General features: G+C 65.2%; 24 protein-coding genes. 15 read left to right on the top strand and 9 right to left on the bottom strand.

Features of this window, described 5'->3' with window-relative positions; translation table 11 throughout:
* Window positions 1-48: 48 nt before the first annotated feature.
* The 3 genes from ACTEK7_RS08705 to ACTEK7_RS08695 are packed head-to-tail and all read right to left on the bottom strand — an operon-like array spanning window position 49 to window position 2,737.
* Window positions 49-882, bottom strand: coding sequence for a VOC family protein (locus ACTEK7_RS08705; protein ID WP_036005827.1), 834 nt, complete (start codon window positions 880-882; stop codon window positions 49-51).
* A gap of 30 nt (window positions 883-912) precedes the next feature.
* A complete protein-coding gene (locus ACTEK7_RS08700) occupies window positions 913-1,926 on the bottom strand; it encodes an aldo/keto reductase (protein ID WP_109144365.1) in 1,014 nt (337 codons plus the stop codon).
* 55 nt (window positions 1,927-1,981) lie between these two features.
* Window positions 1,982-2,737: an alpha/beta hydrolase gene (locus ACTEK7_RS08695; RefSeq protein ID WP_225145993.1), complete on the bottom strand. Its 756-nt coding sequence runs from the start codon at window positions 2,735-2,737 to the stop codon at window positions 1,982-1,984.
* 335 nt (window positions 2,738-3,072) lie between these two features.
* Here ACTEK7_RS08695 and ACTEK7_RS08690 point away from each other — a divergent pair, with 335 nt between their 5' ends.
* The 5 genes from ACTEK7_RS08690 (at window position 3,073) to ACTEK7_RS08670 (ending at window position 8,228) form a co-directional block, all read left to right on the top strand.
* On the top strand, window positions 3,073-4,008 hold the full coding sequence (locus ACTEK7_RS08690) for a helix-turn-helix transcriptional regulator (protein ID WP_036042991.1): 936 nt from the start codon (window positions 3,073-3,075) through the stop codon (window positions 4,006-4,008).
* Window positions 4,009-4,090: 82 nt separating this feature from the next.
* Window positions 4,091-4,558 carry a (2Fe-2S)-binding protein gene (locus tag ACTEK7_RS08685; RefSeq protein WP_225145992.1) on the top strand — a complete coding sequence of 156 codons (468 nt, stop codon included), beginning with the start codon at window positions 4,091-4,093 and terminating at the stop codon, window positions 4,556-4,558.
* Window position 4,559: 1 nt separating this feature from the next.
* On the top strand, window positions 4,560-6,815 hold the full coding sequence (locus tag ACTEK7_RS08680; RefSeq protein WP_036042993.1) for a xanthine dehydrogenase family protein molybdopterin-binding subunit: 2,256 nt from the start codon (window positions 4,560-4,562) through the stop codon (window positions 6,813-6,815).
* A 35-nt stretch (window positions 6,816-6,850) separates the two neighbouring features.
* Complete coding sequence (locus tag ACTEK7_RS08675) at window positions 6,851-7,456, top strand: hypothetical protein (RefSeq protein ID WP_225145990.1); 606 nt, start codon at window positions 6,851-6,853, stop codon at window positions 7,454-7,456.
* Between the two features lie 82 nt (window positions 7,457-7,538).
* Window positions 7,539-8,228 carry a type 1 glutamine amidotransferase domain-containing protein gene (locus tag ACTEK7_RS08670; protein ID WP_225133480.1) on the top strand — a complete coding sequence of 230 codons (690 nt, stop codon included), beginning with the start codon at window positions 7,539-7,541 and terminating at the stop codon, window positions 8,226-8,228.
* Between the two features lie 280 nt (window positions 8,229-8,508).
* Here ACTEK7_RS08670 and ACTEK7_RS08665 read toward each other — a convergent pair whose 3' ends face one another.
* The 6 genes from ACTEK7_RS08665 to ku all read right to left on the bottom strand — a co-directional run bounded on the left by ACTEK7_RS08665 (window position 8,509) and on the right by ku (window position 14,028).
* Window positions 8,509-8,901, bottom strand: coding sequence for a hypothetical protein (locus tag ACTEK7_RS08665; RefSeq protein ID WP_463671642.1), 393 nt, complete (start codon window positions 8,899-8,901; stop codon window positions 8,509-8,511).
* Between the two features lie 160 nt (window positions 8,902-9,061).
* Complete coding sequence (locus ACTEK7_RS08660; RefSeq protein WP_225145988.1) at window positions 9,062-10,657, bottom strand: MBL fold metallo-hydrolase; 1,596 nt, start codon at window positions 10,655-10,657, stop codon at window positions 9,062-9,064.
* A 3-nt stretch (window positions 10,658-10,660) separates the two neighbouring features.
* Window positions 10,661-12,187 carry a thymidine phosphorylase family protein gene (locus ACTEK7_RS08655; RefSeq protein ID WP_225146228.1) on the bottom strand — a complete coding sequence of 509 codons (1,527 nt, stop codon included), beginning with the start codon at window positions 12,185-12,187 and terminating at the stop codon, window positions 10,661-10,663.
* A gap of 121 nt (window positions 12,188-12,308) precedes the next feature.
* Window positions 12,309-12,473, bottom strand: coding sequence for a Flp family type IVb pilin (locus tag ACTEK7_RS08650; RefSeq protein ID WP_036005811.1), 165 nt, complete (start codon window positions 12,471-12,473; stop codon window positions 12,309-12,311).
* Window positions 12,474-12,730: 257 nt separating this feature from the next.
* Complete coding sequence (locus ACTEK7_RS08645) at window positions 12,731-12,967, bottom strand: hypothetical protein (protein WP_036005807.1); 237 nt, start codon at window positions 12,965-12,967, stop codon at window positions 12,731-12,733.
* Window positions 12,968-13,026: 59 nt separating this feature from the next.
* Complete coding sequence (ku, locus tag ACTEK7_RS08640; protein ID WP_036005804.1) at window positions 13,027-14,028, bottom strand: non-homologous end joining protein Ku; 1,002 nt, start codon at window positions 14,026-14,028, stop codon at window positions 13,027-13,029.
* 217 nt (window positions 14,029-14,245) lie between these two features.
* Here ku and ACTEK7_RS08635 point away from each other — a divergent pair, with 217 nt between their 5' ends.
* The 10 genes from ACTEK7_RS08635 (at window position 14,246) to ACTEK7_RS08590 (ending at window position 24,452) form a co-directional block, all read left to right on the top strand.
* A complete protein-coding gene (locus tag ACTEK7_RS08635; protein ID WP_167361642.1) occupies window positions 14,246-14,401 on the top strand; it encodes a hypothetical protein in 156 nt (51 codons plus the stop codon).
* A 241-nt stretch (window positions 14,402-14,642) separates the two neighbouring features.
* Window positions 14,643-15,317, top strand: a complete 675-nt coding sequence (locus tag ACTEK7_RS08630; protein ID WP_036005801.1) for a response regulator transcription factor — start codon at window positions 14,643-14,645, stop codon at window positions 15,315-15,317.
* Between the two features lie 109 nt (window positions 15,318-15,426).
* Complete coding sequence (locus ACTEK7_RS08625) at window positions 15,427-16,803, top strand: sensor histidine kinase (RefSeq protein ID WP_225145987.1); 1,377 nt, start codon at window positions 15,427-15,429, stop codon at window positions 16,801-16,803.
* 161 nt (window positions 16,804-16,964) lie between these two features.
* A complete protein-coding gene (locus tag ACTEK7_RS08620) occupies window positions 16,965-18,365 on the top strand; it encodes a hypothetical protein (protein ID WP_036023270.1) in 1,401 nt (466 codons plus the stop codon).
* A gap of 98 nt (window positions 18,366-18,463) precedes the next feature.
* Window positions 18,464-18,733: a hypothetical protein gene (locus ACTEK7_RS08615; RefSeq protein WP_036005792.1), complete on the top strand. Its 270-nt coding sequence runs from the start codon at window positions 18,464-18,466 to the stop codon at window positions 18,731-18,733.
* A gap of 131 nt (window positions 18,734-18,864) precedes the next feature.
* Window positions 18,865-19,971, top strand: a complete 1,107-nt coding sequence (gene ccmI, locus ACTEK7_RS08610) for a c-type cytochrome biogenesis protein CcmI (protein ID WP_036005789.1) — start codon at window positions 18,865-18,867, stop codon at window positions 19,969-19,971.
* Between the two features lie 34 nt (window positions 19,972-20,005).
* Entirely contained in the window at window positions 20,006-20,530 is a 525-nt protein-coding gene (ccmE, locus tag ACTEK7_RS08605; RefSeq protein WP_057027208.1) for a cytochrome c maturation protein CcmE, read from the top strand.
* Window positions 20,527-22,509 carry a heme lyase CcmF/NrfE family subunit gene (locus ACTEK7_RS08600; protein WP_225139470.1) on the top strand — a complete coding sequence of 661 codons (1,983 nt, stop codon included), beginning with the start codon at window positions 20,527-20,529 and terminating at the stop codon, window positions 22,507-22,509. The genes ccmE and ACTEK7_RS08600 overlap by 4 nt, the downstream gene beginning before the upstream one ends.
* 4 nt (window positions 22,510-22,513) lie before the next feature.
* Window positions 22,514-22,996 (top strand): cytochrome c-type biogenesis protein, encoded by a 483-nt coding sequence (locus tag ACTEK7_RS08595; protein WP_036005780.1) that lies wholly within the window; start codon window positions 22,514-22,516, stop codon window positions 22,994-22,996.
* 112 nt (window positions 22,997-23,108) lie between these two features.
* On the top strand, window positions 23,109-24,452 hold the full coding sequence (locus ACTEK7_RS08590; RefSeq protein WP_036035201.1) for a methyl-accepting chemotaxis protein: 1,344 nt from the start codon (window positions 23,109-23,111) through the stop codon (window positions 24,450-24,452).
* Window positions 24,453-24,559: the final 107 nt, after the last annotated feature.

Genomic DNA, 24,559 nt, shown 5'->3' with positions numbered 1-24,559 from the left:
TCGCAGAGTGACCAGCCAGGACACCTGACAGCCGCCCCGCACGAGAATCTAGCGCAGGATCTTCTGTTGCCGTTTTGCCAAGGCCTCGCTGAAGCGCTTCTTGACCGGACCGAGCGCCTTGACGAATTCGAGCTGCTCGCCTTCGGGTCCTTTGCAATAGATCAACTCCCAGCCGTTCGAGGGTTCGGCGGTCACCCGGTTCGTGTTGGTGCTGCGGGGCGCGGCCTTCCGATCCGCTTCCGTCATGACGCGGATGGTGCGGTTCGCCCTCACCTGCGTCATGCCGCGGCGCGCCGATTCCGCTTCGAGATCCGCAATGAACTTGTTGAAGTCGACATCGTCGCGAACATAGAAACAGATGTGCATCATGCGCGGAAAGGCCGGGCTCATGTGCTCCAGCGGTTCGGCGAAACTCTTGGCGCTGCCCATGGGCTGATCAGCCTCGCGATATTGCAGCAGCTCCAGCACCATGTTGTCGAACTGGATGAACCGGACATCGAGCCGCTGTGCCCCGCTTCGCAAGTCGGGCACGCCAATTGTTCGCGGATTGATCCCGCGTGCGTTCGCCTCGATCTCCTGGTCGGCCAGCAGCGTATTCTGCACCCCGTCCCCCTGGAAGTCGCCGTGCCGGAACACCTCGGTGCCGCCAAGCACCTCCGTGTAGAACTGGTACGCCCGCTCCATGTTCTGGACCGTCAGCCCGAAATGCTGGACGCCCTGGAGCCGCGCGCCGAGCGGTGCCTCGTCGCGCTCCGCATCCTGTGTCGCGGCCCGTGCGTCGATTGCCGTGCCGGCTATGATGCCGGTGACGACGGCGGCGCCGGCGGTTTGAAGCAGGGCGCGGCGACCCATCTCGGTGGTGTTGTCGGTTTCATCTGTCATGTTGCTCTCCTTGGTCGTTCGGTGGATTGGTTAATCAGCGGCGGGAAGCGGAGCTGCGGGGCTGACCAGCCCCTCGGAGCGCAGCTCGCGCCAGAACTCCGCCGGGATGGCTTCCTCGAGCGCCGCGCGATCCTCGGCGATGCGGCTTGGGCGGCTCGCACCGGGAATGACGGCGGCAACCACGGGATTGGCGAGCGCGAACTGCAGGCCGGCCGCCTTCATGCTGATCCGATAGCGGTCTGCGATCGCCTTGATCCGCGCCACCTTCTTGAGGATTTCGGGAGGCGCCGGCGCATATTCGAAGTTCGGGCCGCCGACGAGCGCGCCGGAACTGTAGGGGCCGCCGACCACGATCGCGAGCTCGTGCTCGGCGGCCATCGGCATCACCCGCTGCAGCGCCCTTGCATGGTCGAGCAGCGTGTATCGGCCCGCGAGCAGGAAGCCGTCGGGGCGCGGCTCTTCGAGCGCGAGCAGCAGCTCGATCGGCTCGACCCGGTTGACACCTAGTCCCCACGCCTTGACCACGCCTTCGTCGCGCAGCCGGTCGAGCGCCCTGAAGGCGCCCTTGCGGGCGCTTTCGAACACCGAGAGCCACTCGTCGCCGTAGAAATCCTGCGCAACGTCGTGCACGAAAGCGACGTCGATGTGGGAAGTCGCGAGCCGCTTCAGGCTGTCCTCGATCGAGCGCAACGTTCCGTCCCGGGAATAATCGTTCACGATCCGGTTCGGGCGGCCGTACCTGAATACGCCGCCCTTCTCGCCGAGGTCGCGGGCATCGACGTCCTCGATCTCGTCCAGGATCAGGCGGCCCACCTTGGTGCTGAGCACGTAGTCGCTCCGCGGCCGGCCGGCGAGTGCGGCGCCGATGCGGATCTCCGCAAGCCCCGCGCCGTAGAACGGCGCGGTGTCGAAATAGCGAATGCCGTCGTCCCAGGCTGCGTTCACCGTCGCGAGCGCTTCCCGCTCCGGGATGTCGCGGAACATGTTGCCGAGCGGCGCCGCGCCGAACCCTAGTCGTCCCGGCAGAATATCCTTGAGGGACATGTTGCTAGTCCTTGTCTGCGAGGGCCAAGTCCGTCGGTGTGCGGCGCAGCCGATCTCAGTCGGTCGCTGACGTGTCTGCGCTTCTGATGAACGCCGCGACCTCGCGCGGATGCGACAGCATGACGGCGTGGCTGCTCTTCATCTCCGTCACCTTCGCGCCGGAACGCTTGGCCATGGTGCGCTGTGCCGTCGGCGGGATCATGCGATCCTCGCTCGTCACCATGTAATAGGTCGGCTTCGTCTTCCACGCCACGCGATCGACCTTGGTCTGCACCGCCTGCAATCCCCAGGGCAGCTGCGCGGCGCCCATGAAGCGGGTCGTGGCCGGGTCGACATCGGCCGCGAAAGAGGTGGGGAATTTTGCGCGGTCGACGAGCAGATAATTGCCCTCGGTGACCAGCGGAGCTTTGTGCTCGCCGGCGGGCACCGGGGCTTCCGCCAGCGTGCTGACGGACTCTCCGGCGTCAGGAGCAAAGGCAGCGAGATAGACCAGGCTGCGAACCTTGGGATTGTCGCCGGCTTCCGTGATGACCATCCCACCATAGGAATGCCCGACCAGAATGACGGGATGCCGCGCCTTGGCGATCACGCGCTCGGTCTCGGCGACATCGTCGCGAAGCGTGATCGTCGGCTGCTGAACGACGAGCACCTCGTAGCCCGCGTCCGAGAGGATGCCGTAGGTGTCCTTCCAGCCCGAGCCATCGACGAAGGCGCCGTGCACGAGAACAATCGAAACATTCCTGTCGGCGGCGGCCGCGGGGGCGGCGGTTGCGATCGACAACGCGGCAAGCGCGGAGGTAAGCGGCTTCATGTCAGGCTCCTGTCCTCTATACGGCGACATTGTCGTTGGTGCGCCTTCACTAGCGCGCGCCCGTATTGCGATATTTCCGATTCCTGCGCGATGACGCACGCATCTTGCTAAGGTGCGACGAGGTCAGACTTTCGAGGCCGAACACGCCTGGCACCAAGCCTTTGCCTTGGCTGTCTTTTACCTCTTTTAACCGCGCAACCTCTGGACTTCGCCGTCACCGCTTGTGAGTAATTCGCGATCGGCGTGGCAGTGACCGGGCTGCAACTCACCACCGGATGGAATGATCGCTCGCGCGATACGGGGCCGGGAATCGCCGCAACGAAGCGGAGGTCGTGATGGCGCTCGTGACGCATGGAGATCAGAAGTACAAGAACAGCGAGAAGCTCGCGGAGGCCAATGATTGGCCCGGGCTGAGCATCGAGCATCGCAAATTCGAGGCGGGCCGTCAGGCAACGCCCGTTCCCATCTGCACCGAGCTCGTCATGCTGCTGTCGGGCGGGGGGATGGTGTGCCGCGCCGGCAACGGCGAAGTCCAGAAAAGCCTCGCGCGTCCAGGCATGAGTTATCTCGTGCCGGTGGGGACGCAGGAGAGCCATCTCGAGCTCTCCGACCGCATGGAATGTCTTCATCTCTACCTGCCGCCGGCGCTGCTGGACCACAGCGCACTTGCGGATTTCGGCATCGATCCGGCCAAGGTCGAGATCGCCTACGCTCACGGTCTGGCGGACCAGGTGCTCTTCCATATCTGCTCGCCGCTTCGGGATCTGCTCCATCGCCCGCACCAGCCGACCGACGCGCTGTTCGTGGAGGGGATCCAGGTTGCGCTCGCGGCGCATCTTCTGGGCAATTACACGATCGACCGCTGGCGCGCGCCCGACAGGTCGCCGGCGCTCGATCCGCGGCGCCTCCAGCGCGTGCTGGACTATATCGAGGCGTCTCTCGGCAGCGACATCAGGCTCGAGGATCTGGCGGCCCAGGCCTGCCTCAGCCCCTATCATTTTTCCCGGCTGTTTCGCGAGGCGACCGGACTGTCACCGCACCGTTACGTCACCGATCGCCGCGTCCACGCCGCGCGACAGGAGCTCGCGCGCGACCACCTGTCGCTGGTCGAGATTGCCCTGGAGTTCGGCTTCGGCTCGCAGGCCAATTTCACGCGCGTATTCCGCAAGGCCGCAAATCTCACGCCGGGGCAGTTTCGCGAATTGTGCTGCGGCCAGGCCGAGGTGAAGAGCGATCGTTCGGATACGGCACTCCGCAGGGATTGCGCATGATTCCGCAGGAATCGGGAATACGGCTCAGCGTCTATCAGGCAGTGCTGTTGTGCGGACCATATCCGCTAGGAGACATATCGATATGATCGAGCTCACGGTGAACGGGATCAAGCGCCAGGTGGACGTCCTTCCCGAGATGCCGCTGTTGTGGGTGCTGCGCGACGAACTCGGCATCACGAGCGCCAAATACGGTTGCGGCGTCGCGCAATGCGGCGCTTGCACCGTTCACATCGACGGCCTGGCCGTGCGGTCCTGCCAGTCGCATATCGGCGAGGTCGCGGGCAAATCGGTCGTGACGCTCGAAGGCCTGGACAACAGGGATCAGCACCCGGTCTTGCAGGCCTGGATCGAGCATCAGGTGCCGCAATGCGGCTACTGCCAGACCGGACAGATCATGCAGGCGATCTCGCTTCTTGGCTTGATCCCGAGGCCCACCGACGAGCAGATCGATCAGGTGATGTCCGGCAATCTCTGCCGCTGCGGCACCTATCCGCGCATCCGTGCTGCGATCCACGCGGCTGCGGCGGCGAACAAGACGGCGGAGAAGTGAGATGGGCCATATGCAGACCCTTTCCCGTCGGGCTTTCGTTTTCGGCTCCGCCGCCGTCGCCGGTGGCATCGCCTTCGGTGCCTATGGTTGTGCCGAAGCGGCCGCGCCGAGCGCCGACGGCAATCCGCTGGCCGCCGGCCTCGGCGCGAATTCGGTGACCTTCAACCCCTGGGTCGAGATCAGCCCGGACAAGATCACGCTGATCGCGCAACATGCCGACATCGGCCAGGGCGTCGGATCGGTGCAGCCGATCATGATCGCCGAAGAAATGGATCTCGACCCCGGCCAGTTCGAGATCCGGTTCGCCGGCCCGAGCCCCGCTTACTTCAACACAGGCTTCGCCGACGAGTTCGCGCCGTTCGTGGCTGCGGACCAGAGTCCTGCCGCAGAGGAAGCGCGCGCCGCCACGCTCGAATGGCTGCGCAAGTCCGGCCTGCAGATGACGGGTGGATCGAGCACGATCCCGGACACCTACCAGAAGCTGCGTGTTGCCGGCGCGGTCGCACGCGAGACGCTCAAGGCCGCCGCGGCCAAGCGTTCGGGCGTCGCGGTGGCCGACCTGCGCACGCAATCGGGCCATGTGATCCTGCCGAACGGAAGCAGGATCGCCTATGTCGCGCTCGCGGCCGAGGCGTCCAGAATTCCGCCGGTGCTCGATGCGCAGCCGCGCGACCCCTCCAAATGGCGCATGCTCGGCAAGCCGATGATGCGGCTCGACGTCCGCTCGAAAGTGATGGGCGAGCTGAAGTTCGGCATCGATATGAAGATGGACGGCATGCTCTACGCGTCCGTCAAGCTGAACCCGAACAAGGGGCAACCGTTGAAATCGTACGACGCCCGCAAGGCGCAGACGATGCCGGGCGTCAAGAAGGTCCTTGAGATCAAGAACGGCGTCGCGGTGATCGCGACGAACAGCTGGTACGCGATGAAGGCTGTCGAAACCATCGCCTGCGAGTGGGCGCCCTCGGCCTATCCCGCCGAGCAGGCCGACCATTGGAAAGTTCTGGAATCCTCGTTCAAGCCCGAGTTCTTGGGCAAGGAGTGGAAGAAGATCGGCGACATCGACGCCGGCCTGAAGACGGGCAGGCTCGTAGAAGCCGAGTATCGCGCGCCCTATCTGGCCCATCAACCGCTGGAGCCGCTGAACGGCATCGGTCTCGTCACCGACAAGGGCATGGAGATCTGGGTCGGCCATCAGAGCCCCCGCTTCGTGCAATGGGTCGCGGCGACCGCAATCGGCCTCAAGCCGGAGCAGGTCACGTTTCACAACCAATGGACCGGCGGAAGTTTCGGCCATCGTCTGGAATACGAGAACGTTCGCGTGCTCGCCGAGATCGCCAATCAGATAAAGGGCACGCCGATCAAGCTCGTGTTCTCGCGCGAGGAAGATTTCCTCCAGGACATTCCGCGGCAGATTGCGATCGCACGGCACCGCGGCAGCGTCGACAAAAGCAAGATCGTCGCCGCCGATCTGCAACTGGCTTCGACCACGCCGCTCAAGGGACTGCTCGAGCGTTCGGGCACGCCGTCGAAAGATCCCGACGGGCAATTGGCCGCCGGCCTGTGGAACGTCTATTACGACATCCCCAATTTCCGGGCCACCAGCTACGAGGCGCAAGGATTGTCGCCAAGTACCACATGGCGTTCGGTCGGCGCCTCGACATCCGGCTTCTTCACCGAGAGCTTCATCGACGAATTGATTCATGCGGCCGGTCTCGATCCGATGAAGGCGCGCATCGCGATGTGCACCGTGCCGCATTATCGGAAAGTGCTGGAGACCGTCGCGGAGATGTCGGACTGGAAGGGACCGCTCGGCAACGGCCGTGGCCGCGGCGTCGCCTTCGTGGAGTCCTTCGGAACGCCGGTCGCTGAAGTCGTCGAGGTGACGGCGACGGAGCGCGGCATCCGGATCGACAAGGTCTGGGTCGCGGCCGACGTCGGCAAGGTCGTCGATCCCGTCAATTTCGAGAACCAGGTCCAGGGCGGCGTGGTCTGGGGGCTTGGCCACGCCATGAACTGCGAGCTCACCTACTCAAAAGGCGCAGCGCAGCAGACCAATTACAATCACCATGAGGCGATGCGGATCTACCAATGCCCGGTCATCGAAGTGCGCGGGCTGGAGAACGATCCGAAGGTGAGGGGGGTCGGCGAGCCACCGGTGCCACCCGCCGCGCCTGCGCTCGCCAATGCAATCTTCGCGGCGACCGGGAAGCGCATCCGCGAAATGCCCTTCAACAAGTTCATCGATTTCGTGTGAGACGAGCCATGCAGAGATGTCTGATCGCGTTAGTCTTGGCAGCCTCAGCCGTCGCGGCCCTTACCGGGATCGTCGCGGCCAAGGATGAGGCCGCCAAGGACGTGCTGCCGCCCGGCAGCGTCAGTCGCGCCGAGGGGCTGGAGGCGTGGAAGCGGATCGAGGCCGTCGTAACACATCCACGTTGTGCCAACTGCCATGTCGATGCCAAGGCCATCCCGATCTGGACGCCGGCCGGCGAAACCAAGCCACGCCCGCATGGCATGAACATTCACGGCGGCGAGAGCCGCATCGGCGCGGAAGCGATCCCGTGCTCGACCTGCCACATGACCTCCACCCAGGCGAACGAGCCGTCGCCGTCGCCGCCGCGCGCCGGCATCGACTGGCAGCTCGCCCCGGTGGCTTTCATCTGGTTCGGCAAGAGCGGCGCCGAGATCTGTGCCCAGATGAAAGATCCCAAGCGCAACGGCGGTCGCGACGCCGCTGGTCTCGTCGGGCATTTGCGGCACGATGCCTCGCTGAGCGGCTTCATCCCGCGCGGCTGGGCGCCCGGAGCCGGCCGCTCAACGCCGCCCGGCACCTTCGAGGATCACGTCAAGGACATGGCGATGTGGGGCGCGGCCGGACAGCCGTGTCCGAACTGATCACTCTCTCAACGAGAATATTTTCGGCCAGTCGTGGTGTTCTGGCCGCTTGAACGTACAGCGCTATCGAACGGAGAAAACCATGACCCAACATGTCCTCTTCATCGTTACCAATGCAGCCGTGATCGGTCCGCATAGTCGCAAGACCGGCTTCTTCTTCGCCGAGGTCGCTCACCCTTTCGAGGTGCTCGACAAGGCTGGCGTCGCGGTGGAGTTCGCGTCGCCGGCCGGGGGGTGGACGCCTTACGATGCATATGACGAGAAAGATCCTGCTCAGAAGGATTTCCTCGCCAGCAAAGCCTTTCGCCGCCTGAATCACAGCCGTAAATTATCCGAGGTGGATGCCGCCGACTACGACGCCATCCTGATACCCGGCGGTCTTGGTCCCATGGTGGACATCCAGCGCAATGCGGCGGTCCAAAGTGCCGTTGTGCGAGCCTGGAGCACCGGCAAGCTCGTCGCCGCTGTCTGTCACGGGCCGTGCGCGCTGCTTGGCGTCGACCTCGGCGATGGCGTCCCGTTCGTGCGCGGCAAGAAGCTGACATCCTTTTCGAAGAAGGAAGAGTACGACTATGCGCGCGATGACGTACCTTACGAGCTCGAGGATGCGTTGAGGGCAGAGGGTGCCGAGTACTCGTCCGCGGCCAATTGGCAACCTCACGTCGTCGTCGATGGCCGGCTCATCACGGGCCAGAACCCCGCCTCTGCCGGAGCGCTCGGAAAAGAGTTGCTGGCCGCCCTCAAGGATAGGAGCAGCGGCGCGAAAACCTGAAGATTCGCAAGGACGAATTCGAGCGGGATGGGCGCGGCATCTGAAGCTGTGCTTACATCCCTCTTTGCAGCAGGGCTATCGCATTTGGGAGTTTCCCCGGCGGCCATCCTTCGAGACGCCCGCTATGGGCGGGCTCCTCAGGATGAGGGCGGAGTGCGCGGCAGCCATTTCAACGAGCACTGATGCTGACTAGCCTCATCCTGAGGAGGCGCGTCAGCGCCGTCTCGAAGGACGAGGCGTGCGCGCAGGCCGCCGCCACAAGTCATATCCGATTGCTCTGCTATTTGCAGCTCTGGCAGATCATCAGCTTTCGCTTCAACGCCTCATCTTCTTGATCGAGACCATCCGGATTGGACCTGGCGTCCCTTGCTGCGCGTGAACGCACGGCCGGCGTCACGCGGCTCGGCGTGTCGACGTCATCGACGGTGCCGACGCTGAAGCCATCGTAATCGGCGGCTGGATTCGGTTGAGGCCGGCCAATCACGGAAGGCTCTCTGCTGGACGTCGCTGCTGGAGTTCCGTTCGTCGTTACCCGGGCGGGCTTGGTGGCACCCGGGCGTGGCGGCGCTGCATCGGGCCGAGCAAGCGAAACCGGCGGCGCGGCCGAAGTTTGGCCTCTGGCGCTGTCGTGCGGCCAGGCGACGACAGACATGAGGCCGATCGTCAGGAGCATCACGCGTCTCATCCGCATTCTCTCGGCAGCGCTGGTTGATCGATTGACGGCATGGCTCGTCGAGCCCGTTCCGCCGGAGAATATCAGCACCCAGAGGGCCGTCAAAGCGCCGTAGCCTGGATGAAGCGAGGCGCAATCCGGATTATTGTTTCCGCCAGCGCTACGCCGTTTCCTGCAGCGCCCGCCGCAGCCTTCGGATGATGACGCCGCGGGCGCGGTCGTCGGCGGCGGCTGCGACGCGATCGTTGATGTCGAGCATCAGCTCGGACATCTCGTTGTGCCAGTCGAGACGCGTCACGGCCTCCGGCGACAGTCGCCGGCGACGATCGGCGTCGAGCACGCGCGGTTCGGGTGCCGCGAGCTCGAAAGTGTCGTCCAGCATCGGCTGGTAGATCCTGGCCGCGGGAATGATGCGCTCGGCGACGCGCTCGGCCAGGCCCGCAACCGCCGCTTCCTCGCCGTGGACCAGGAACAGCCCGCGCGCGATGGGACGACGCGCCGCGATCCAGCTGGCCATGCCGGCGCCGTCGGCATGGCCCGAATATTCGTCGATCATGCGGATGCGGGCAGCGACCTTGATCTCGTCGCCCTGGATGCGGACGGCCTTGGCCCCGTTCTGAAGGAAGCGGCCGAGCGTGCCGTTGGCCTGGAAGCCGGCCAGAAGCACGGTCGCGCGCTCGTTCCACAGCCAGCGCTTCAGATGATGGCGGATCCGGCCCGCATCGCACATGCCGCTCGCGGCGATGATGATGTGAAATCCGGACAGACGCATGATCGCCTTGCTCTCGTCCGCGGTCTCGGTGAACTTCAGATGCGGCGAGTTGAGCAGGCGCGTGGCGTCGACCGACGGATCGAGGCTCTCGGAATGGCGGCGGAACACTTCGGTCGCGCGGATCGCGAGCGGTGAATCGAGGAAAATCGGCGCCGTCGGAATCTCGCGGTGATCCATCAGGTCGACGAGATCGACGATCAGCTCCTGGGTGCGCTCGACCGCGAAGGCCGGCAGCAGCAGCGCGCCGCCGGCCGCCGCGGCATCGCGCACCTCGGCCGCGAGGTGCTTGCGGCGAAGCGCAGGTGTCGCGGCCTCGCGCACGCGGTCGCCATAGGTCGATTCCGAGATGACGTAGTCGAAATCGCTCGGCGCTTCGGGATCGGGCTGGAGCAGCTTGGCCTCCGGCCCGACGTCGCCGGAGACGAGCACGCGCAGCGGCCGCGCCGCGCCTTGCTCGGCGATTTCCAGCTCGATCGAGGCGGAGCCGAGCAAATGGCCGGCGTTCCAGTAGCGTGCGCGGACGCCGGGGATCACGTCGGTCCATCGTTCGTAGTCGACGGCGCGGAACGATCGCAGCGATGCGATCGCGTCGGCCTGCGTGTAGATCGGCTCGACCTCCTTGCGCCCGCGCGAAGCATTGCGCCGGTTGAGCTGCTTGACCTCCGATTCCTGGATGTTGCCGGCATCGGGCAGCATGTAGGAGCAGAGGTCGATCGTGCCGCGCGTCGCCAGGATCGGCCCCTCGAAGCCCGCGCGCACGAGCTTCGGCAACAGACCGCTATGGTCGATGTGAGCATGCGTGAGCAGCACCGCATCAATGTCGGCGGGGCGAAACGGAAAGGCGCGGTAATTGAGCTCCTTCAGCGTTTTCTGGCCCTGGAACAATCCGCAATCGACCAGGAAACAGCCGCTTGCGGTCTGGAACAGATAGCTCGAGCCGGTCACGGTGCGGGTGGCACCGCAAAATCGAACGGTGATGCTCATCTGTCATTCTCCGAGGGGCTTGCCGTTGATCGCATAGCCATCGTCGGCCGCAGTCGCGCTGGCCGCCAAATCGTGCTCCGACCGGCCGAACGTGTAGACGCGATAGAGTGGCTCGCCCTGCTCGACGCGATCGCCGATCTTCTTGAACAGGCGGATGCCTGCGCCCTTGTCGAGCGGCGCGCCGGCGGTGCGGGCGAGGCGGTTCAGACGCAGGCAGTCGATTGCGGACACGATGCCGTCATGCCTCGCCTCGACGTCGAAGCTGAGCGGTCCGAGCTCGTTGCTGCATGTCGAGGGGCCCTGTGCGTCGATGATCTTCTGCATCTGCTTCAGTGCCGCGCCGCTATCCAGCAGTTCGCGCGCCCGGGCATAGCCGGCCCCGCCGCGCAGCTTGGGATCGTATTCCAGCAGATGGGCGGCGAGCCGGAGCGACTTCTCGCGCAAATCGCGCGGCGCATCCTTGTCATTGCCGAGCACCGCCATGACGTCGTTGGCCTCCAGCACCGGCCCAATGCCGTTGCCGATCGGCTGGCTGCCGTCGGTCGTGATCACCTCGACCGTCCGGCCGAAGCGGTCGCCGACGAATTCGAACAGCTTTCGCAGCCGCATGGCCTCGACGCCGCCGGTGACCTTCGCGGTCGGCCCGACCGGAATGTCGATCAGCAGATGGGTCGAGCCTGCCGCGATCTTCTTGGACATGATGGACGCGACCATCTGCTCGCGAGTATCCAGGCTCAGCGGGCGCTCGACCGAGATCAGGACGTCGTCGGCCGGCGACAGGTTCACGTGCCCGCCCCAGATCAGGCAGCCGTTGCAGGAGGAGACGATCGCCTTCATCTCCTCGACGGCGATATTCACCCGCGCCAGCACCTCCATCGTGTCGGCGGTGCCGGCCGGCGAGGTGATCGCGCGCGAGGAGGTCTTCGGGATCGGCAGGCCATGCGCGGCGACGATCGGCACCACCACCATCGAGGTGCGGTTGCCGGGGATGCCGCCGATGCAATGCTTGTCGACGACGACAGGGGTCGGCCAGACCAATTGCGTGCCGGCCTGCGCCATGGCTCCCGTGAGGGCGAGCAGCTCGTCGCTGGTGATGAAGCTCGCCGACCCGATCAGGAAGGCGGCGATCTCCATGTCGGAGTAGCGATAATGGGCAAGGTCGCTGATGATCGCGCCGATCTCGGCCTGGCTCAGAGTTCGTCCGCGGATCTTCGCACGCACCGCTTCCAGGCTCTCCGGAGGCGAGGCGGGCCTGACCGTGACCTCCGTTCCGACCGCTTCGGCGAAGCGCCGGAACGCAGGCTCGGAGAGGCCGATCTCGTCGGGAGCCGCGAGCGTATCGTCGTCCGTGATCAGCAGGGTCGCCAGCAGAACCTTGCCGCCCTGACGAAGCTCGACGCGGCTGAAACCGCGGAAGATCTCCGCGCGCAGCGCCTTGGAGCGCCTCGAGACGACGACGACGTTCTCACGGCCGGTGTCGAGGCGGACGCGGCGGATCTTCAGTTGGGAATGCGGAAGGTCTGGATGCATGGACGGGCCGGCAGCAGGGAGTCGGACCTCCATGCTTAGACGCCGCCGTCCCGATGCTGTTGACCCAGATCATGGCCCGCCGCTCCGGCGGGCAGCCGCTGCGCAGGCCGTTGGCCGGCGGTTACTTCATCGCCGTGCTGACCGAGTTGAACTTGTTGTTGAGCAGCGCAGCGCCCGTGCTGTTGACGATGGTCACGATTGCCAGAGCGATCCCTGCGGCGATCAGGCCGTACTCGATTGCGGTTGCGCCATTCTCATCGGCAAGGAAGGACCTAAGCAGACGCATTGCCAACTCCTGTTCATCCGATCCGATGGATGGTCGCGTCGTTATCGGACTTGCAAATCGATCGAATAAATCTTCGAGCGCGCCAAAACACGGCGATCGCACCTTACCTCGTACGACGGCATTCATTAAATTAGGGTTCCGTCGATCCGTTCAAATGAAGTCAAACCGACAGCCTGTTGCATTGCCCCCATTGGCTTGGCCGCTTAACCGATTGTTGAGCCTGTTCGTCAACGAAGGCAAGGATGTCTCGATCGCGCTCATCCGCGCCGGCCGTCCGCATTCAGCGCCCGCAACATCGCGATGCGGGCGAACATCACCCAGCCGCCGCCGGTCTCGGCCGCATTGATCAAGGTCTCGATCGCCGTCTGCCAATGCGCCTCGTGCTGGGCGTCCTCGGGCAGCTCCATGATGTAGTCGGCGGCTTCTTGAAGCGTGAACAACTTGCGCTTGTTGCTCACGCGGACGGGATCGTCGAACGTCGTCGACCAGGGCATGTCAGGCCGGCCGATCGGCGAGGAGAGACATCACGGCGTGATCGCGGGGCGTGGTGCTGTCAGCCGGCCTTCTTTGCCCGCGCCGGCGCGCGCACCGGCTTGTCGGCGGCCTTCTTCGGCGTGGTCGCAGCCTTCGCCGCAGCGTCCTTGCCGCCCTTGCCTGATATCGGCAGCAGCATCTCGCGCTGGCCCTCGACGCGCTTCTTCGGCTTCTTGGCCTTGGTGTCCTTGGCGGTCTCCTTGTCCGTGTCCCTGGCGACTTTCGCCGCGGGGGCCGCGTCCTTCTCGTTCGCGATGCTCTTCTTCAGCGCGTCCATCAAGCTGATGACGTTGCCGCCGGTCTTCGGTGCGGCCTTGGCGGTGATCGGCATGCCGCTGCGCTTCTTGTTGATGAGATCGATCAGAGCGGTCTCGTAATGATCCTCAAACAGCTCGGGCTCGAACGCGCCGGACTTCTTCTCGACGATGTGCTTGGCGAGGTCGAGCATGTCCCTCGTCAGCTTCACGTCCTGGATGTCGTCGAAATATTCCTTCTCGCTGCGGACCTCGTAGGGGTAGCGCAGCAGCGTGCCCATCAGCCCGTTCTCGAGCGGCTCCAGCGCGATGATGTGCTCGCGGTTGGTCAGCACCACGCGGCCGATCGCGACCTTGTCCATGCTGCGGATGGTCTCGCGGATCACCGCATAGGCGTCGTGGCCGACCTTGCCGTCCGGCACGAGGTAGTAGGGGCGGATCAGATAGCGGTTGTCGATGTCGGCCTTGGGCACGAACTCGTCGATCTCGATCGTGTGGGTGGAATCGAGCGCGATGTCGTCCAGCTCGTCCTTGGTGACCTCGATATAAGTGTCGGTGTCGACCTTGTAGCCCTTGACGATGTCCTCGGACGTCACCTCGTCGCCGGTCTCGGCATCGACCTTGAGATACTTGATGCGGTGGCCGGTCTTGCGGTTGATCTGGTTGAACGAAACCTTCTCCGTATCCGAAGTGGCCGGATAGAGCGCGACCGGGCAGGTCACGAGCGACAGACGCAGAAAACCCTTCCAATTGGCGCGGGGGGCCATGGGCTACTCCAGACGCAACAGCGGACAAGCTTTGAGGATACCATCGCCCAGTTGCGAATCATAGCAACCGCCGGCGCGGAATCTTGCAACGGCGTTAATCCCCGCCTGCGCCGTGTTTGCTGGACCGGAACATCGCCCGAGATGACGCGTTGCCCCGGCAATTCATCGCCGAGGAGGTCGCGGCCATCCGACGCGACAGCCACAGATCGAGGTCACCATGGCAACCAGGCGAGAGCAGAACCGGATCGTCGAAACTCCGACCGAGGCGCGCCAGGGCGAGCCCGGACCTTCGGTGGCGGCGCTGCTCGCCATCTCGACCGGGCTTGCGATCCTGATCCTCGCCGTCGTCTGGTTCGTGTTCTTCCGGACCTGACGGCCGGATCAGCACGCCGGCACCTTCCGGCTCGCCGCGCGATGCGGCACGTTGCGCCCACCATGCCACCGGCTCCTCCGGCGGCATGGTGGGCGCAGTCGCATTTGCGCGCGCCGGGTCGTATATGACCAAAAAGTAACGTAGCCCGGTTCCCTGCGTTCATATTCAGTTCACGCCGGAATTGCTCATCTGTGGCGGTGTTCATGTCGCCTGTTCTTGCAGCCTATCCTTGGAGAGAAGCGTGCGCCTGCTCGTTGTTGAGGACGACCCCGATCTCAATCGCCAGCTCACCAAGGCGCTGACCGACGCCGGCTATGTCGTCGATCGGGCTTTCGACGGGGAGGAGGGGCACTATCTCGGCGACAACGAGCCGTATGACGCCGTGGTGCTCGATATCGGCCTGCCGAAGAAGGACGGCATCTCGGTGCTGGAAGCCTGGCGCCGCAACGGCCGCACCATGCCGGTCCTGATCCTCACTGCACGCGACCGCTGGAGCGACAAGGTGCAGGGCTTCGATGCCGGCGCCGACGACTACGTCGCAAAGCCGTTCCACCTCGAGGAGGTGCTGGCGCGCATCCGCGCCCTGCTGCGCCGCTCCACCGGCCATGCCCAGAGCGAATTGACCTGCGGCCCGGTTACGCTCGACACCCGAACCGGCCGGGTCAGCGTGTCGGGCAATCCCATCAAGATGACCTCGCACGAATATCGGCTTCTGGCCTACTTGATGCACCATTCCGGGCGGGTGGTCTCGCGCACCGAGCTGGTCGAGCATCTCTACGACCAGGATTTCGACCGCGACTCCAACACCATCGAGGTCTTCGTCGGCCGCATCCGCAAGAAGCTCGACGTCGACATCATCCAGACCGTCCGCGGCCTGGGCTATCTCCTGACCCCGCCGCCGGCCCCGGGCGCCTGAGGCGTTCCGGCCTTTGAAGTATCTTGGCTTGACGGGAGGCCGAACAGGGCCCTTGGTCCGGTCATGACGTCCGACCACCTGCTATCCTGCGCCGCCCGGGATCATTCCGATGGCCGCTAGCTCGCTTGCGAACCGACTGTTCCTGTCGGCGACCGCCTGGCTCGTGGTGATCCTGGCCATCACAGGCGTGGTGCTGTCGTCGGTCTACAAGAACGCCACCGAGCGCGCCTTCGACCGCCGGCTCAATCTCTATTTGCGCACCCTCATCGCCGAGGTCGCAACGCCCGATGAGCCGCCGGACCGCCAGTTCCAGTCGCTTGGCGAGCCCCTGTTCGACCTGCCGCTGTCCGGCTGGTACTGGCAGATCACGCGGACCGACACCGAAAAGCCGGAAGTGCGCTCCTCGCGCTCGCTTTGGGACAAGAAGCTACCGAAGCTCGAAGAGCAGGGTGCCGAGCTCACCGCCGCCGGCATCCGCCTCGCCTATGTCGACGGGCCGGAAGGGCAGAATCTGCGCATGGTGGAACGGCCGGTCGATCTCGGTGCCGACGGCAAATTTCTGGTCAGCGTCGCCGGGGACGATACCGAGATTTTCGACGAGACACGCAGCTTCGACTACTATCTCGGCGGCACCTTCACGGCGCTCGGCATCGTGCTGCTGCTGACGACCGTGTTCCAGGTCCGTTTCGGCCTTGCACCGCTCAAGCGCATCTCGGACGCGATCGCCGACATCCGCTCCGGGCGGGCCGAACGGCTCGAGGGTGAATTCCCGGTCGAGATCGCGCCGCTGGCGCGCGAGACCAACGCGCTGATCGACGCCAATCGCGAGATCGTCGAGCGGGCGCGCACCCATGTCGGCAATCTCGCTCATGCGATCAAGACGCCGCTTTCGGTCATCGTCAACGAAGCCAGCGCGCATGCCGCCGATCCGTTCGCGGAGAAGGTGATGGAGCAGGCGGATGTGATGCGCGACCAGATCGCCCATCATCTGGAGCGCGCCCGCATCGCGGCACGGGTCTCGGTGGTCGCGACCGTGACGGAGGTAGCGCCTGCCATCGAGGGGCTGCGGCGGACCATGGAGAAGATCCATCGCGACCGCGGCATCGTGGTCGAGGCCAAGGCCGATCCATCCGCCAAGTTCCGGGGCGAGCGGCAGGATCTTGAGGAGATGGTCGGCAATCTCGTCGACAATGCCTGCAAATGGGCGGCCTCCCGCGTCCTCATTGAGGTCCTGGTCGAGCCGCAACAGCGGGCCGGCGCCGGCCCGCGTTTGCGGGTCATCGTCGACGACGACGGCCGTGGTCTGTCGGAAGCCGAGCGCGCCCAGGTCGCCCGGCGCGGCAAGCGCCTCGACGAGTCCAAGCCCGGGTCGGGACTGGGGCTGTCGATCGTGACCGACCTCGCGGCCCTCTATGGCGGCAGCCTTTCGCTCGGCAGCGCTCCGACTGGGGGTCTGCGCGCCGAGCTGGTTCTTCCCGGACTATAATCCCTTGTTTCGACGACAATTTCCGGCGTGGCCGAGGCTCCTCCAGCGAAGCATGGGAGGCATTCGAGGCAGCTTCCTAAACGGCTTCTTAAGTGGGGACCCCCTATGATCGCGCCGGACCCATCCCATGTCCGCCATTTTACCGTGCATTACCCGGGCGCATGAGCCAGACATCGATCGAGCGGCTGAGGGAATATCTCGCGCAGCTCCCGCCGCAGTCGCAGGCACTGCTGATGCGGGAGTTCGAGCGTGCGCTGGAGCGCGGCCAGGACACGGCGGTGGCCACCCTCGTGCTCGAGCAGCTGCGCAAGATCGTCCGCAAGAGCGAGGCCGACGAGGCTTTGCCGCCGCGCACGGACGATCTGTCGCGGCTCCTATTCCAGGTGTTGGAACCGTTCCTCGTCGAAGCGGGCACTCCTGTCAGGGCCGGCCAGATTCGCCGCTCCTCGCTGCAGCCGATCTGGCAGTGGCTTGGCCGTGACGGCGCACCGGACAAGGTGAACGAATTCGAGGCGGCGCTGGCGCGCATGCCGGCGGACAGTGCTGGGCAGGTCGAAGCCCTGGCGCAGAAGCTTCAGGCGGTGGCCGCGGACGCCATCTTCGAGCTGACGGGGCCGGGCGGCGGCGACAAGTCGCGGGCGCTGGCCCGGGTCGGACCGCCCAACGTGATCGAGGATCTCTATTCGATCGGTGCGGTGCTCCAGGTCCGGGACGCCATTGCGACATTGAACGAGAAATTGCCGCGCACCTTGCGGGCCTTCGGGGATTCCCAGATCGCCTCGGTGACGTCGGCGCTCAACATTCCGGCGCTTCAGACGCCGCAGATGCTGCCTTTCGCCTTGTCGATCGTCGTGCAGCGGATGACCGCGCCCTGGCAGATCATCCGCCTTGCGGTCAAGATAGCGGCGTCCGATGACGAGATCCGCGTCGCGGCGACGCCCTACGGTATGGCCGTCACGATGGCCCTGCACGATTTGTCCTGCGTCGCCGCGGTCCTGCGCATGGACATCAAGCGCGGCCATTTCGACAATGTCGCCGGCAACCTCAAGACGCTGCACGACGGCGTGCGCGGACTGCGCACCGAGCTCGACCTGCGCAACGATTCGACCTGGGGCAAGCAACTGACGTCGATCCGGGCCGACATCTCCAATGCGCTGCAGTCCGAGATCGACAGCGTTCCCGGCCGCGTCCGCCGCATCCTGCGCCAGCGCCCCGAAAAGGACATTCCGCCGGGCGCGCGGATCGACAGCACCGAAGTCGAGGAAACGGTGGCACTGATCGACTTCGTCGCGACGTGCCGCAACTATGCGAGCGAGCTTGCGATCAACGAGGTGACGCTGCGTACCTTCTCCGATCTCCAGCAATATGTGGAACGGTCGACCGAGCAGCTGGTGCAGTCGCTGCGTGCCGCCGATCACAAGGTCCGCACCTATCGGCAGCAGCAGGTGCAGGCCGCGATCCGCTTCTGCCAGGTGCTGTTCGGCGACGATTACGCCTCATTGATGAGCCGGGCCGCCGAAAATGCACTCACGGGCGAGCGCAAATCGTCGCGCGCAGGCTGATTGGCGCGCATTTTTCCTGATCACAATTTTAAGTTGACGACGCCGATGGCGCACCGTACTTTCGCGGTGCAAGTCTGGAAATTTCCATCTGTAGGCGCATGAAACCGGTCATCAGCTCGATTGAAATTGAGAACCGCGTCATCGTTGCCAAGTATCAACGGCTGATGGTTGGAGCCAAGGTGGTGCTGGTCGAGAAGGCCAGCGATCGGCAGCTGCCTGAGACCGCCACCAGGGTTGCATCTCGGGTTCCGGTCGGAGCGCTGCGCATCAGATTGCCGGATGCAATCAAGCCGGGAACATACTTCCTGAAGGCCTTCGACGGGCACGGCGAGCAGGCCGCGCAAAGTATCGACTTCGAGATCGGCTAAGCCGTTGGATTTTCACCTTTTCGGCACTACATGCGGTTGCGCCGCCTTGACAATTGTCAATTGCCGCATCGTCCGGCCGTGGTGTAAAGGCACCTACAGGCGCGGTTCGGGCGCCGCCGGAAGCTTGCCAGATGACGCTATGGTTCGTGTTCGCGCTGATGACGGTCGCGGCGATTTTCGCCGTGCTCTTGCCGCTTGGCCGCACCAGCCGCGCACAAGATCAGGGCAGCGAGGTCGCGGTCTACAAGGACCAGCTGGCCGAGATCGAGCGTGATCTCGCCGCAGGGTTGATCTTGGCGCCGGAGGCGGAGGCTGCGCGCGTCGAGGTCAGCCGCAGGCTGCTCGCGGCGGCGGCCAGCGAGCCGGCAACGGCGCCGAAGTCGAACCTCAAATGGCGCCGTGCGGCGGCCGTGCTGGCGCTTGCCGGACTGCCGCTCATCGCGGCCGGCGTCTACATGCCACTCGGCTCGCCCCGGCTGCAGGACTTTCCCCTTGCGCAGCGGGAGCGCGGGGGTGGCATGGCGCAGTCGCTCGAGAACCTCGTCGTGCAGGTCGAGCAGCATCTTGAGAAGAATCCGACGGACGGGCGCGGCTGGAACGTGCTCGCGCCGGTTCTGGAGCGGCTCGGCCGCTTCGACGACGCGGTGCGCGCCTATCGCAACTCGCTCACTTACAACGGTGAGAGCGCGGAGCGCCGGTCCGATCTCGGCGAAGCGATCTCGGCTGCCGCCGGCGGCGTGGTGACCGCCGAGGCCAAGGCCGAATTCGAGCGCGCACACGCCTTGAACGCCGACGATCCCAAGGCGAATTACTTTCTGGGCCTTGCCGCCGAGCAGGACGGCCGCAAGGACGACGCGGCCAATATCTGGCGCGCGCTGCTTGCGAAAGCGCCTGCGGATGCGCCGTGGCGTGCCCTGGTGCAGTCCTCGCTGGCGCGGGTCGGTGGCGGCGGCACGCTGCCGGCGCTGTCCGACGAGACGATTGCTGCCTCCAAGGACATGGCCGAAACCGATCGCAACGCCATGGTGCGCGGCATGGTCGATCGTCTCGCGACGCGGCTGAAACAGAACGGCGACGATGTCGAGGGCTGGCTGCGTCTGGTGCGCGCCTATCTGGTGATGGGCGAGCGGGACAAGGCAATGGGCGCTTCGGCCGATGCCCGGCAGGCGGTTGCCAGCAACGCCGAGCGGCTGCGCCAGCTCAACGAAGGCCTGAAGACTCTCGGGATCGGCGGATGATTTCGGGACGACAGATGCGGAGAACGGATACGCCATGACGCGCAAGCAGCGACGTATGACCATCATCGGCGGATCGCTCGCCGTGCTCGCGCTCGCGGCCGCGCTGGTGCTCAACGCGCTGCGCGACTCCATCGTGTTCTTCTCGACCCCGACCATGGTCGCCGAGAAGCATGTCGAGCCCGGCAAGCGGTTTCGCCTCGGCGGCCTGGTGCAGCCCGGCTCGCTCCAGCGCGGCGACAATCTTGCGGTGACGTTCGAGGTCGCCGACGGCAACGCCAAGCTGCCGGTCGCCTTCAAAGGCATTCTGCCCGATCTGTTCCGCGAAGGGCAGGGCGTCGTCGCGGAAGGCGCACTCGATGCCAACGGCGTGTTCAAGGCCGATACCGTCCTTGCCAAGCACGACGAGACCTACATGCCCAAGGACGTCGCCGATGCCCTGAAGAAGCAGGGGCACTGGAAGGACGATTACGGTACCCAAGGTTCCGGCACCCAAGCTTCTGGCGCTGCCACCCCCGCGGCGACGACCGCGCAGGGCAATCCGCAGGGAGCGGTGCGGTGATCGCGGAATCAGGACATTACGCGCTGGTGCTGGCGCTCGCCCTCGCACTGATCCAGTCCGTCGTGCCGCTGGTCGGTGCGCGCCTTGGCGACGCCGCCCTGATGAACGTGGCGCGCTCGACCGCACTGGCGCAGCTGCTGTTCGTCGGCGCCTCGTTCACCGCGCTGGTGATGCTGCACGTGAACTCGGATTTCTCCGTCGCCAACGTCTACGAGAATTCCCACTCGATGAAGCCGCTGCTCTACAAGATTACCGGCGTGTGGGGAAACCATGAAGGCTCGATGCTGCTGTGGGTGTTGATCCTCGCGCTGTTCGGCGGCTTGGTCGCCAGCTTCGGCAATAATCTGCCGCTCTCGCTGCGCGCGCATGTGCTGGCTGTGCAGGCCTGGGTCGCCAGCGCGTTCTACCTCTTCATCCTGATGACATCGAACCCGTTCCTGCGCATCGCGAGCCCCCCGATCGAGGGACGCGATCTCAATCCCGTGCTCCAGGACATCGGTCTCGCCGTGCACCCGCCGATGCTCTATCTCGGCTATGTCGGCTTCTCGATCTCGTTCTCCTTCGCGATCGCGGCGCTGATGGAGGGACGGATCGATGCGGCCTGGGCGCGCTGGGTGCGGCCCTGGACGCTGGTCGCCTGGATCTTCCTGACCCTCGGCATCGCCATGGGCTCGTATTGGGCCTATTACGAGCTCGGCTGGGGCGGCTGGTGGTTCTGGGATCCGGTGGAGAACGCTTCGCTGATGCCCTGGCTCGCCGGCACCGCGCTATTGCATTCGGCGCTGGTGATGGAGAAGCGCAACGCGCTGAAGGTCTGGACCATCCTGCTCTCGATCCTGACCTTCTCGCTGTCGCTGCTCGGCACCTTTCTGGTGCGCTCGGGCGTCATCACCTCGGTGCACGCCTTCGCCACCGATCCGACCCGCGGCGTGTTCATCCTCTTGATCCTGTGCCTGTTCATCGGCGGCAGCCTCTCGCTGTTCGCGGGCCGCGCCACCTCGCTGAAGCAGGGCGGCCTGTTCGCACCGATCTCGCGCGAGGGCGCGCTGGTGCTGAACAATCTGCTGCTCACGGTGGCTTGCGCCGTGGTGCTGTTCGGCACGCTTTATCCGCTCGCGATGGAGATGCTCGCCGATTTCAAGATGTCGGTCGGCGCACCCTTCTACAATCTGAGCTTCGCGCCGCTGTTCGCGCTGCTGCTGCTCGCGGTGCCGTTCGGGCCGATGCTGGCGTGGAAGCGCGGCGACCTGCTCGGCGTGATGCAGCGCCTGCTCGCGGCCGGCGTTGCCGGGCTGGTCGTGGTCGCCATCGTCTGGGCCTGGGTGCGGGGCGGCAGCGCGCTGGCACCGCTCGCGATCGGGCTCGGCGTCTTCGTCATCGCCGGCGCGGTCACCGACCTCGTCGAACGGACGGGCCTGGTGCGCCTGCCGTTCGCAACGGTGCTGCACCGGGCGCGCGGCCTGCCGCGCTCGGCCTGGGGCACCGCGTTCGCGCATGCCGGCCTCGGCGTTGCGCTGATCGGGATCGTCTGCGAGACCACCTGGAACAGCGAATACATCGCGACCATGAAACCGAACGAGACTGCCCATGTCGCCGGCTACGATCTGAAGCTCGACGGGCTGTTTCAACGCCAGGGCCCGAACTACCGCGAGATGATCGCAGAGTTCAAGATCAGCCGCGATGGCGAGGCGGTCACGGTGATGACGCCGTCCAAGCGCAGCTTCACCACCCGCGGCTCCTCGACGACGGAAGCCGCGCTGTTGACCAGCGGCGCGAGCCAGCTCTACGTCTCGCTCGGCGACGCCACCGCCGAAGGCGCCATCGCCGTGCGCATCTATCACAAGCCGCTGGTTCTCCTGATCTGGTGGGGACCGGTGCTGATGGCGTTCGGCGGCGTGCTCTCACTCTCCGACCGCCGTCTGCGGGTCGGCGCGCCGAAGCCGGCGCGGGCCAAGCAGCGCCTCCAGCCCGCGGAATGACCCGATGCGCCGGATGATGGCCGCGTTCATCGCGTTGGTGTTGCTGGCTTTGCCGGCGGCCCACGCCGTGCAGCCCGACGAGATCATGCCGGATCCGGTGAAGGAATCGCGCGCGCGCGAATTGTCGCGCGAGCTTCGCTGCATGGTTTGCCAGAATCAGTCGATCGACGATTCCGATGCGCCGCTGGCACGCGATCTCAGACTGCTGGTGCGCGAGCGCATCGCGGCCGGCGACAGCAATTCGCAGGTGCTCGATTTCCTGGTGGCGCGGTACGGCGAGTTCGTGCTGCTCAAGCCGCGCTTCGAGCTGCAGACCCTGCTGCTGTGGCTGCTCGGGCCGGTGCTGCTGATCGGCGGCGGCCTGGCGCTGTGGCTGCAAATCCGCCGCCGCTCGCGAACTGGTGTGGACGTACCGGCACCGCCGCTCACGCCCGACGAGAAGGCACGGCTCGCGGCCTTGATGTCGGACGAACCCAAATCGCCCTGAAGCCGTCTACGTCGTGCCACGCAGTGCGCGGCAACGGCTGCGTGGTTCATGCTAAATTGACCTTTGTCTGGAAGCTTGTCGCGAGATTTGATTCCAGCTCCTGAGTCCCCCGATGTTCGCGAACAGCAATCTGACGATCCGCTTCCTGGTCGGCGCCGTCGTCGCTGCGTTATTGTTCCTGCTTGGCATCGGCGGCGGCACCGGCTTCATCGCGGTGCTCTATCTCAACAACGAGATCACCAGCCTGTCCTCGAACTTCGCCGCGCTGAGCGGCCCGGCGCGCGACCATGCCATGCAGATCTACCAGCAGGCGCAGACCGCGTTTTCTTATTTCCTGGTCGCCTGCGGCGTGATCGCCGTCGTCGCTTTCGCGATCTGCTTCACGACCTGGTTCGCCGTGCGCAACGGCATACTCAATCCCCTCGCGGCCATCGTGCATGCCATGCGCGAGGTTGCCGACCAGAAGTTCGAGACATCAGTTCCGGGGCTCGGCCGCACCAACGAGATCGGCCTGCTTGCCGGTGCGCTGGAGGTGTTCAAGACCAACGGCCTCGAGCGGCGCCGCCTCTCCGAGCAGCAGCTGCATGAAGCGCAGCACCAGGCCGAGCGGTCGAAATTCCTCGATAACAGGATCAAGCGCTTCAACGATCTTGTCGCCAGTGTCGTCGCCAGCGTGGCGTCATCGGCCGTGCATCTGAAGACCAACGCGGAGACGCTGTCGCGGACCGCCAACGACACCAGCACCAAGGCCAATGCGGTCGCGAGCGCGGCGAGCCAGGCCAGCGCCAGCGTGCAGACGGTTGCAGGGTCTGCCGAGGCGATGACGAACTCGATCGGCACGATCAGCCGCCGCGTCACGGACGCGACCCAGCGCGCCGAGGGCGCTGCAAGCCAGGCGGAGAAGAGCCGCGATACCATTCACACGCTGTCGGATGCCGCCGAAAAGATCGGCGAGGTCGTCCAGCTCGTCCAGGCGATCGCATCGCAGACCAATCTCCTGGCGCTCAACGCCACCATCGAGGCGGCACGGGCCGGCGAAGCGGGCAAGGGGTTTGCGGTGGTCGCCTCGGAAGTGAAGAACCTGGCGCATCAGACCAGTAAGGCGACGGAGGAGATCACCTCGCAGGTCGCCAGCATTCAGGGCATCACCGCGGAGACCCGCGGCGCGATCGACGGCATTTCCAGGACGCTGTCGGAGATCTCGTCGATCATGTCGGGCATCGAGGTCGACACCGCCCAGCAGCGCAACGCCACCCAGGAGATCACGCGCAGCGCCCAGGACGCCGCGCGCGGAACCCTCGACGTCTCCAACCATATCGTCCAGATCACCTCCACCTCGGCCGAGACCGGCCGCATGGCGGCCGAAGCCAGGGATTCGGCCGTCGATCTGTCGCGGCAGGCCGAGACCTTGAAGCGCGAAGTCGACGAGTTCATCGTCAGTGTCAGGGCGAGCTGAGGGGCCAGAATTCGCGCTTGGCGCGTGGTCGGGGGAACTCGATTAAGTTCCTGTAAGGCCACGATTTTTGGCCTGTGCTAAACTGCCGCATCGGCCCCGACCATCAT

This window comes from Bradyrhizobium sp. JHI2711 (assembly GCF_056156565.1).
The sequence above is the reverse complement of the archived record's forward strand: the minus strand, read 5'-3'. Positions and strand labels throughout refer to the sequence as shown.

Coding starts and splice junctions, on each gene's coding strand:
- ACTEK7_RS08705 (WP_036005827.1), bottom strand. CDS start 882: ATGACAGATGAAACCGACAACACCACCGAGATGGGTCGCCGCGCCCTG.
- ACTEK7_RS08700 (WP_109144365.1), bottom strand. CDS start 1,926: ATGTCCCTCAAGGATATTCTGCCGGGACGACTAGGGTTCGGCGCGGCG.
- ACTEK7_RS08695 (WP_225145993.1), bottom strand. CDS start 2,737: ATGAAGCCGCTTACCTCCGCGCTTGCCGCGTTGTCGATCGCAACCGCC.
- ACTEK7_RS08690 (WP_036042991.1), top strand. CDS start 3,073: ATGGCGCTCGTGACGCATGGAGATCAGAAGTACAAGAACAGCGAGAAG.
- ACTEK7_RS08685 (WP_225145992.1), top strand. CDS start 4,091: ATGATCGAGCTCACGGTGAACGGGATCAAGCGCCAGGTGGACGTCCTT.
- ACTEK7_RS08680 (WP_036042993.1), top strand. CDS start 4,560: ATGGGCCATATGCAGACCCTTTCCCGTCGGGCTTTCGTTTTCGGCTCC.
- ACTEK7_RS08670 (WP_225133480.1), top strand. CDS start 7,539: ATGACCCAACATGTCCTCTTCATCGTTACCAATGCAGCCGTGATCGGT.
- ACTEK7_RS08665 (WP_463671642.1), bottom strand. CDS start 8,901: ATGCTCCTGACGATCGGCCTCATGTCTGTCGTCGCCTGGCCGCACGAC.
- ACTEK7_RS08660 (WP_225145988.1), bottom strand. CDS start 10,657: ATGAGCATCACCGTTCGATTTTGCGGTGCCACCCGCACCGTGACCGGC.
- ACTEK7_RS08655 (WP_225146228.1), bottom strand. CDS start 12,187: ATGCATCCAGACCTTCCGCATTCCCAACTGAAGATCCGCCGCGTCCGC.
- ACTEK7_RS08650 (WP_036005811.1), bottom strand. CDS start 12,473: ATGCGTCTGCTTAGGTCCTTCCTTGCCGATGAGAATGGCGCAACCGCA.
- ACTEK7_RS08645 (WP_036005807.1), bottom strand. CDS start 12,967: ATGCCCTGGTCGACGACGTTCGACGATCCCGTCCGCGTGAGCAACAAG.
- ku (WP_036005804.1), bottom strand. CDS start 14,028: ATGGCCCCCCGCGCCAATTGGAAGGGTTTTCTGCGTCTGTCGCTCGTG.
- ACTEK7_RS08635 (WP_167361642.1), top strand. CDS start 14,246: ATGGCAACCAGGCGAGAGCAGAACCGGATCGTCGAAACTCCGACCGAG.
- ACTEK7_RS08625 (WP_225145987.1), top strand. CDS start 15,427: ATGGCCGCTAGCTCGCTTGCGAACCGACTGTTCCTGTCGGCGACCGCC.
- ACTEK7_RS08620 (WP_036023270.1), top strand. CDS start 16,965: ATGAGCCAGACATCGATCGAGCGGCTGAGGGAATATCTCGCGCAGCTC.
- ACTEK7_RS08615 (WP_036005792.1), top strand. CDS start 18,464: ATGAAACCGGTCATCAGCTCGATTGAAATTGAGAACCGCGTCATCGTT.
- ccmI (WP_036005789.1), top strand. CDS start 18,865: ATGACGCTATGGTTCGTGTTCGCGCTGATGACGGTCGCGGCGATTTTC.
- ccmE (WP_057027208.1), top strand. CDS start 20,006: ATGACGCGCAAGCAGCGACGTATGACCATCATCGGCGGATCGCTCGCC.
- ACTEK7_RS08595 (WP_036005780.1), top strand. CDS start 22,514: ATGCGCCGGATGATGGCCGCGTTCATCGCGTTGGTGTTGCTGGCTTTG.
- ACTEK7_RS08590 (WP_036035201.1), top strand. CDS start 23,109: ATGTTCGCGAACAGCAATCTGACGATCCGCTTCCTGGTCGGCGCCGTC.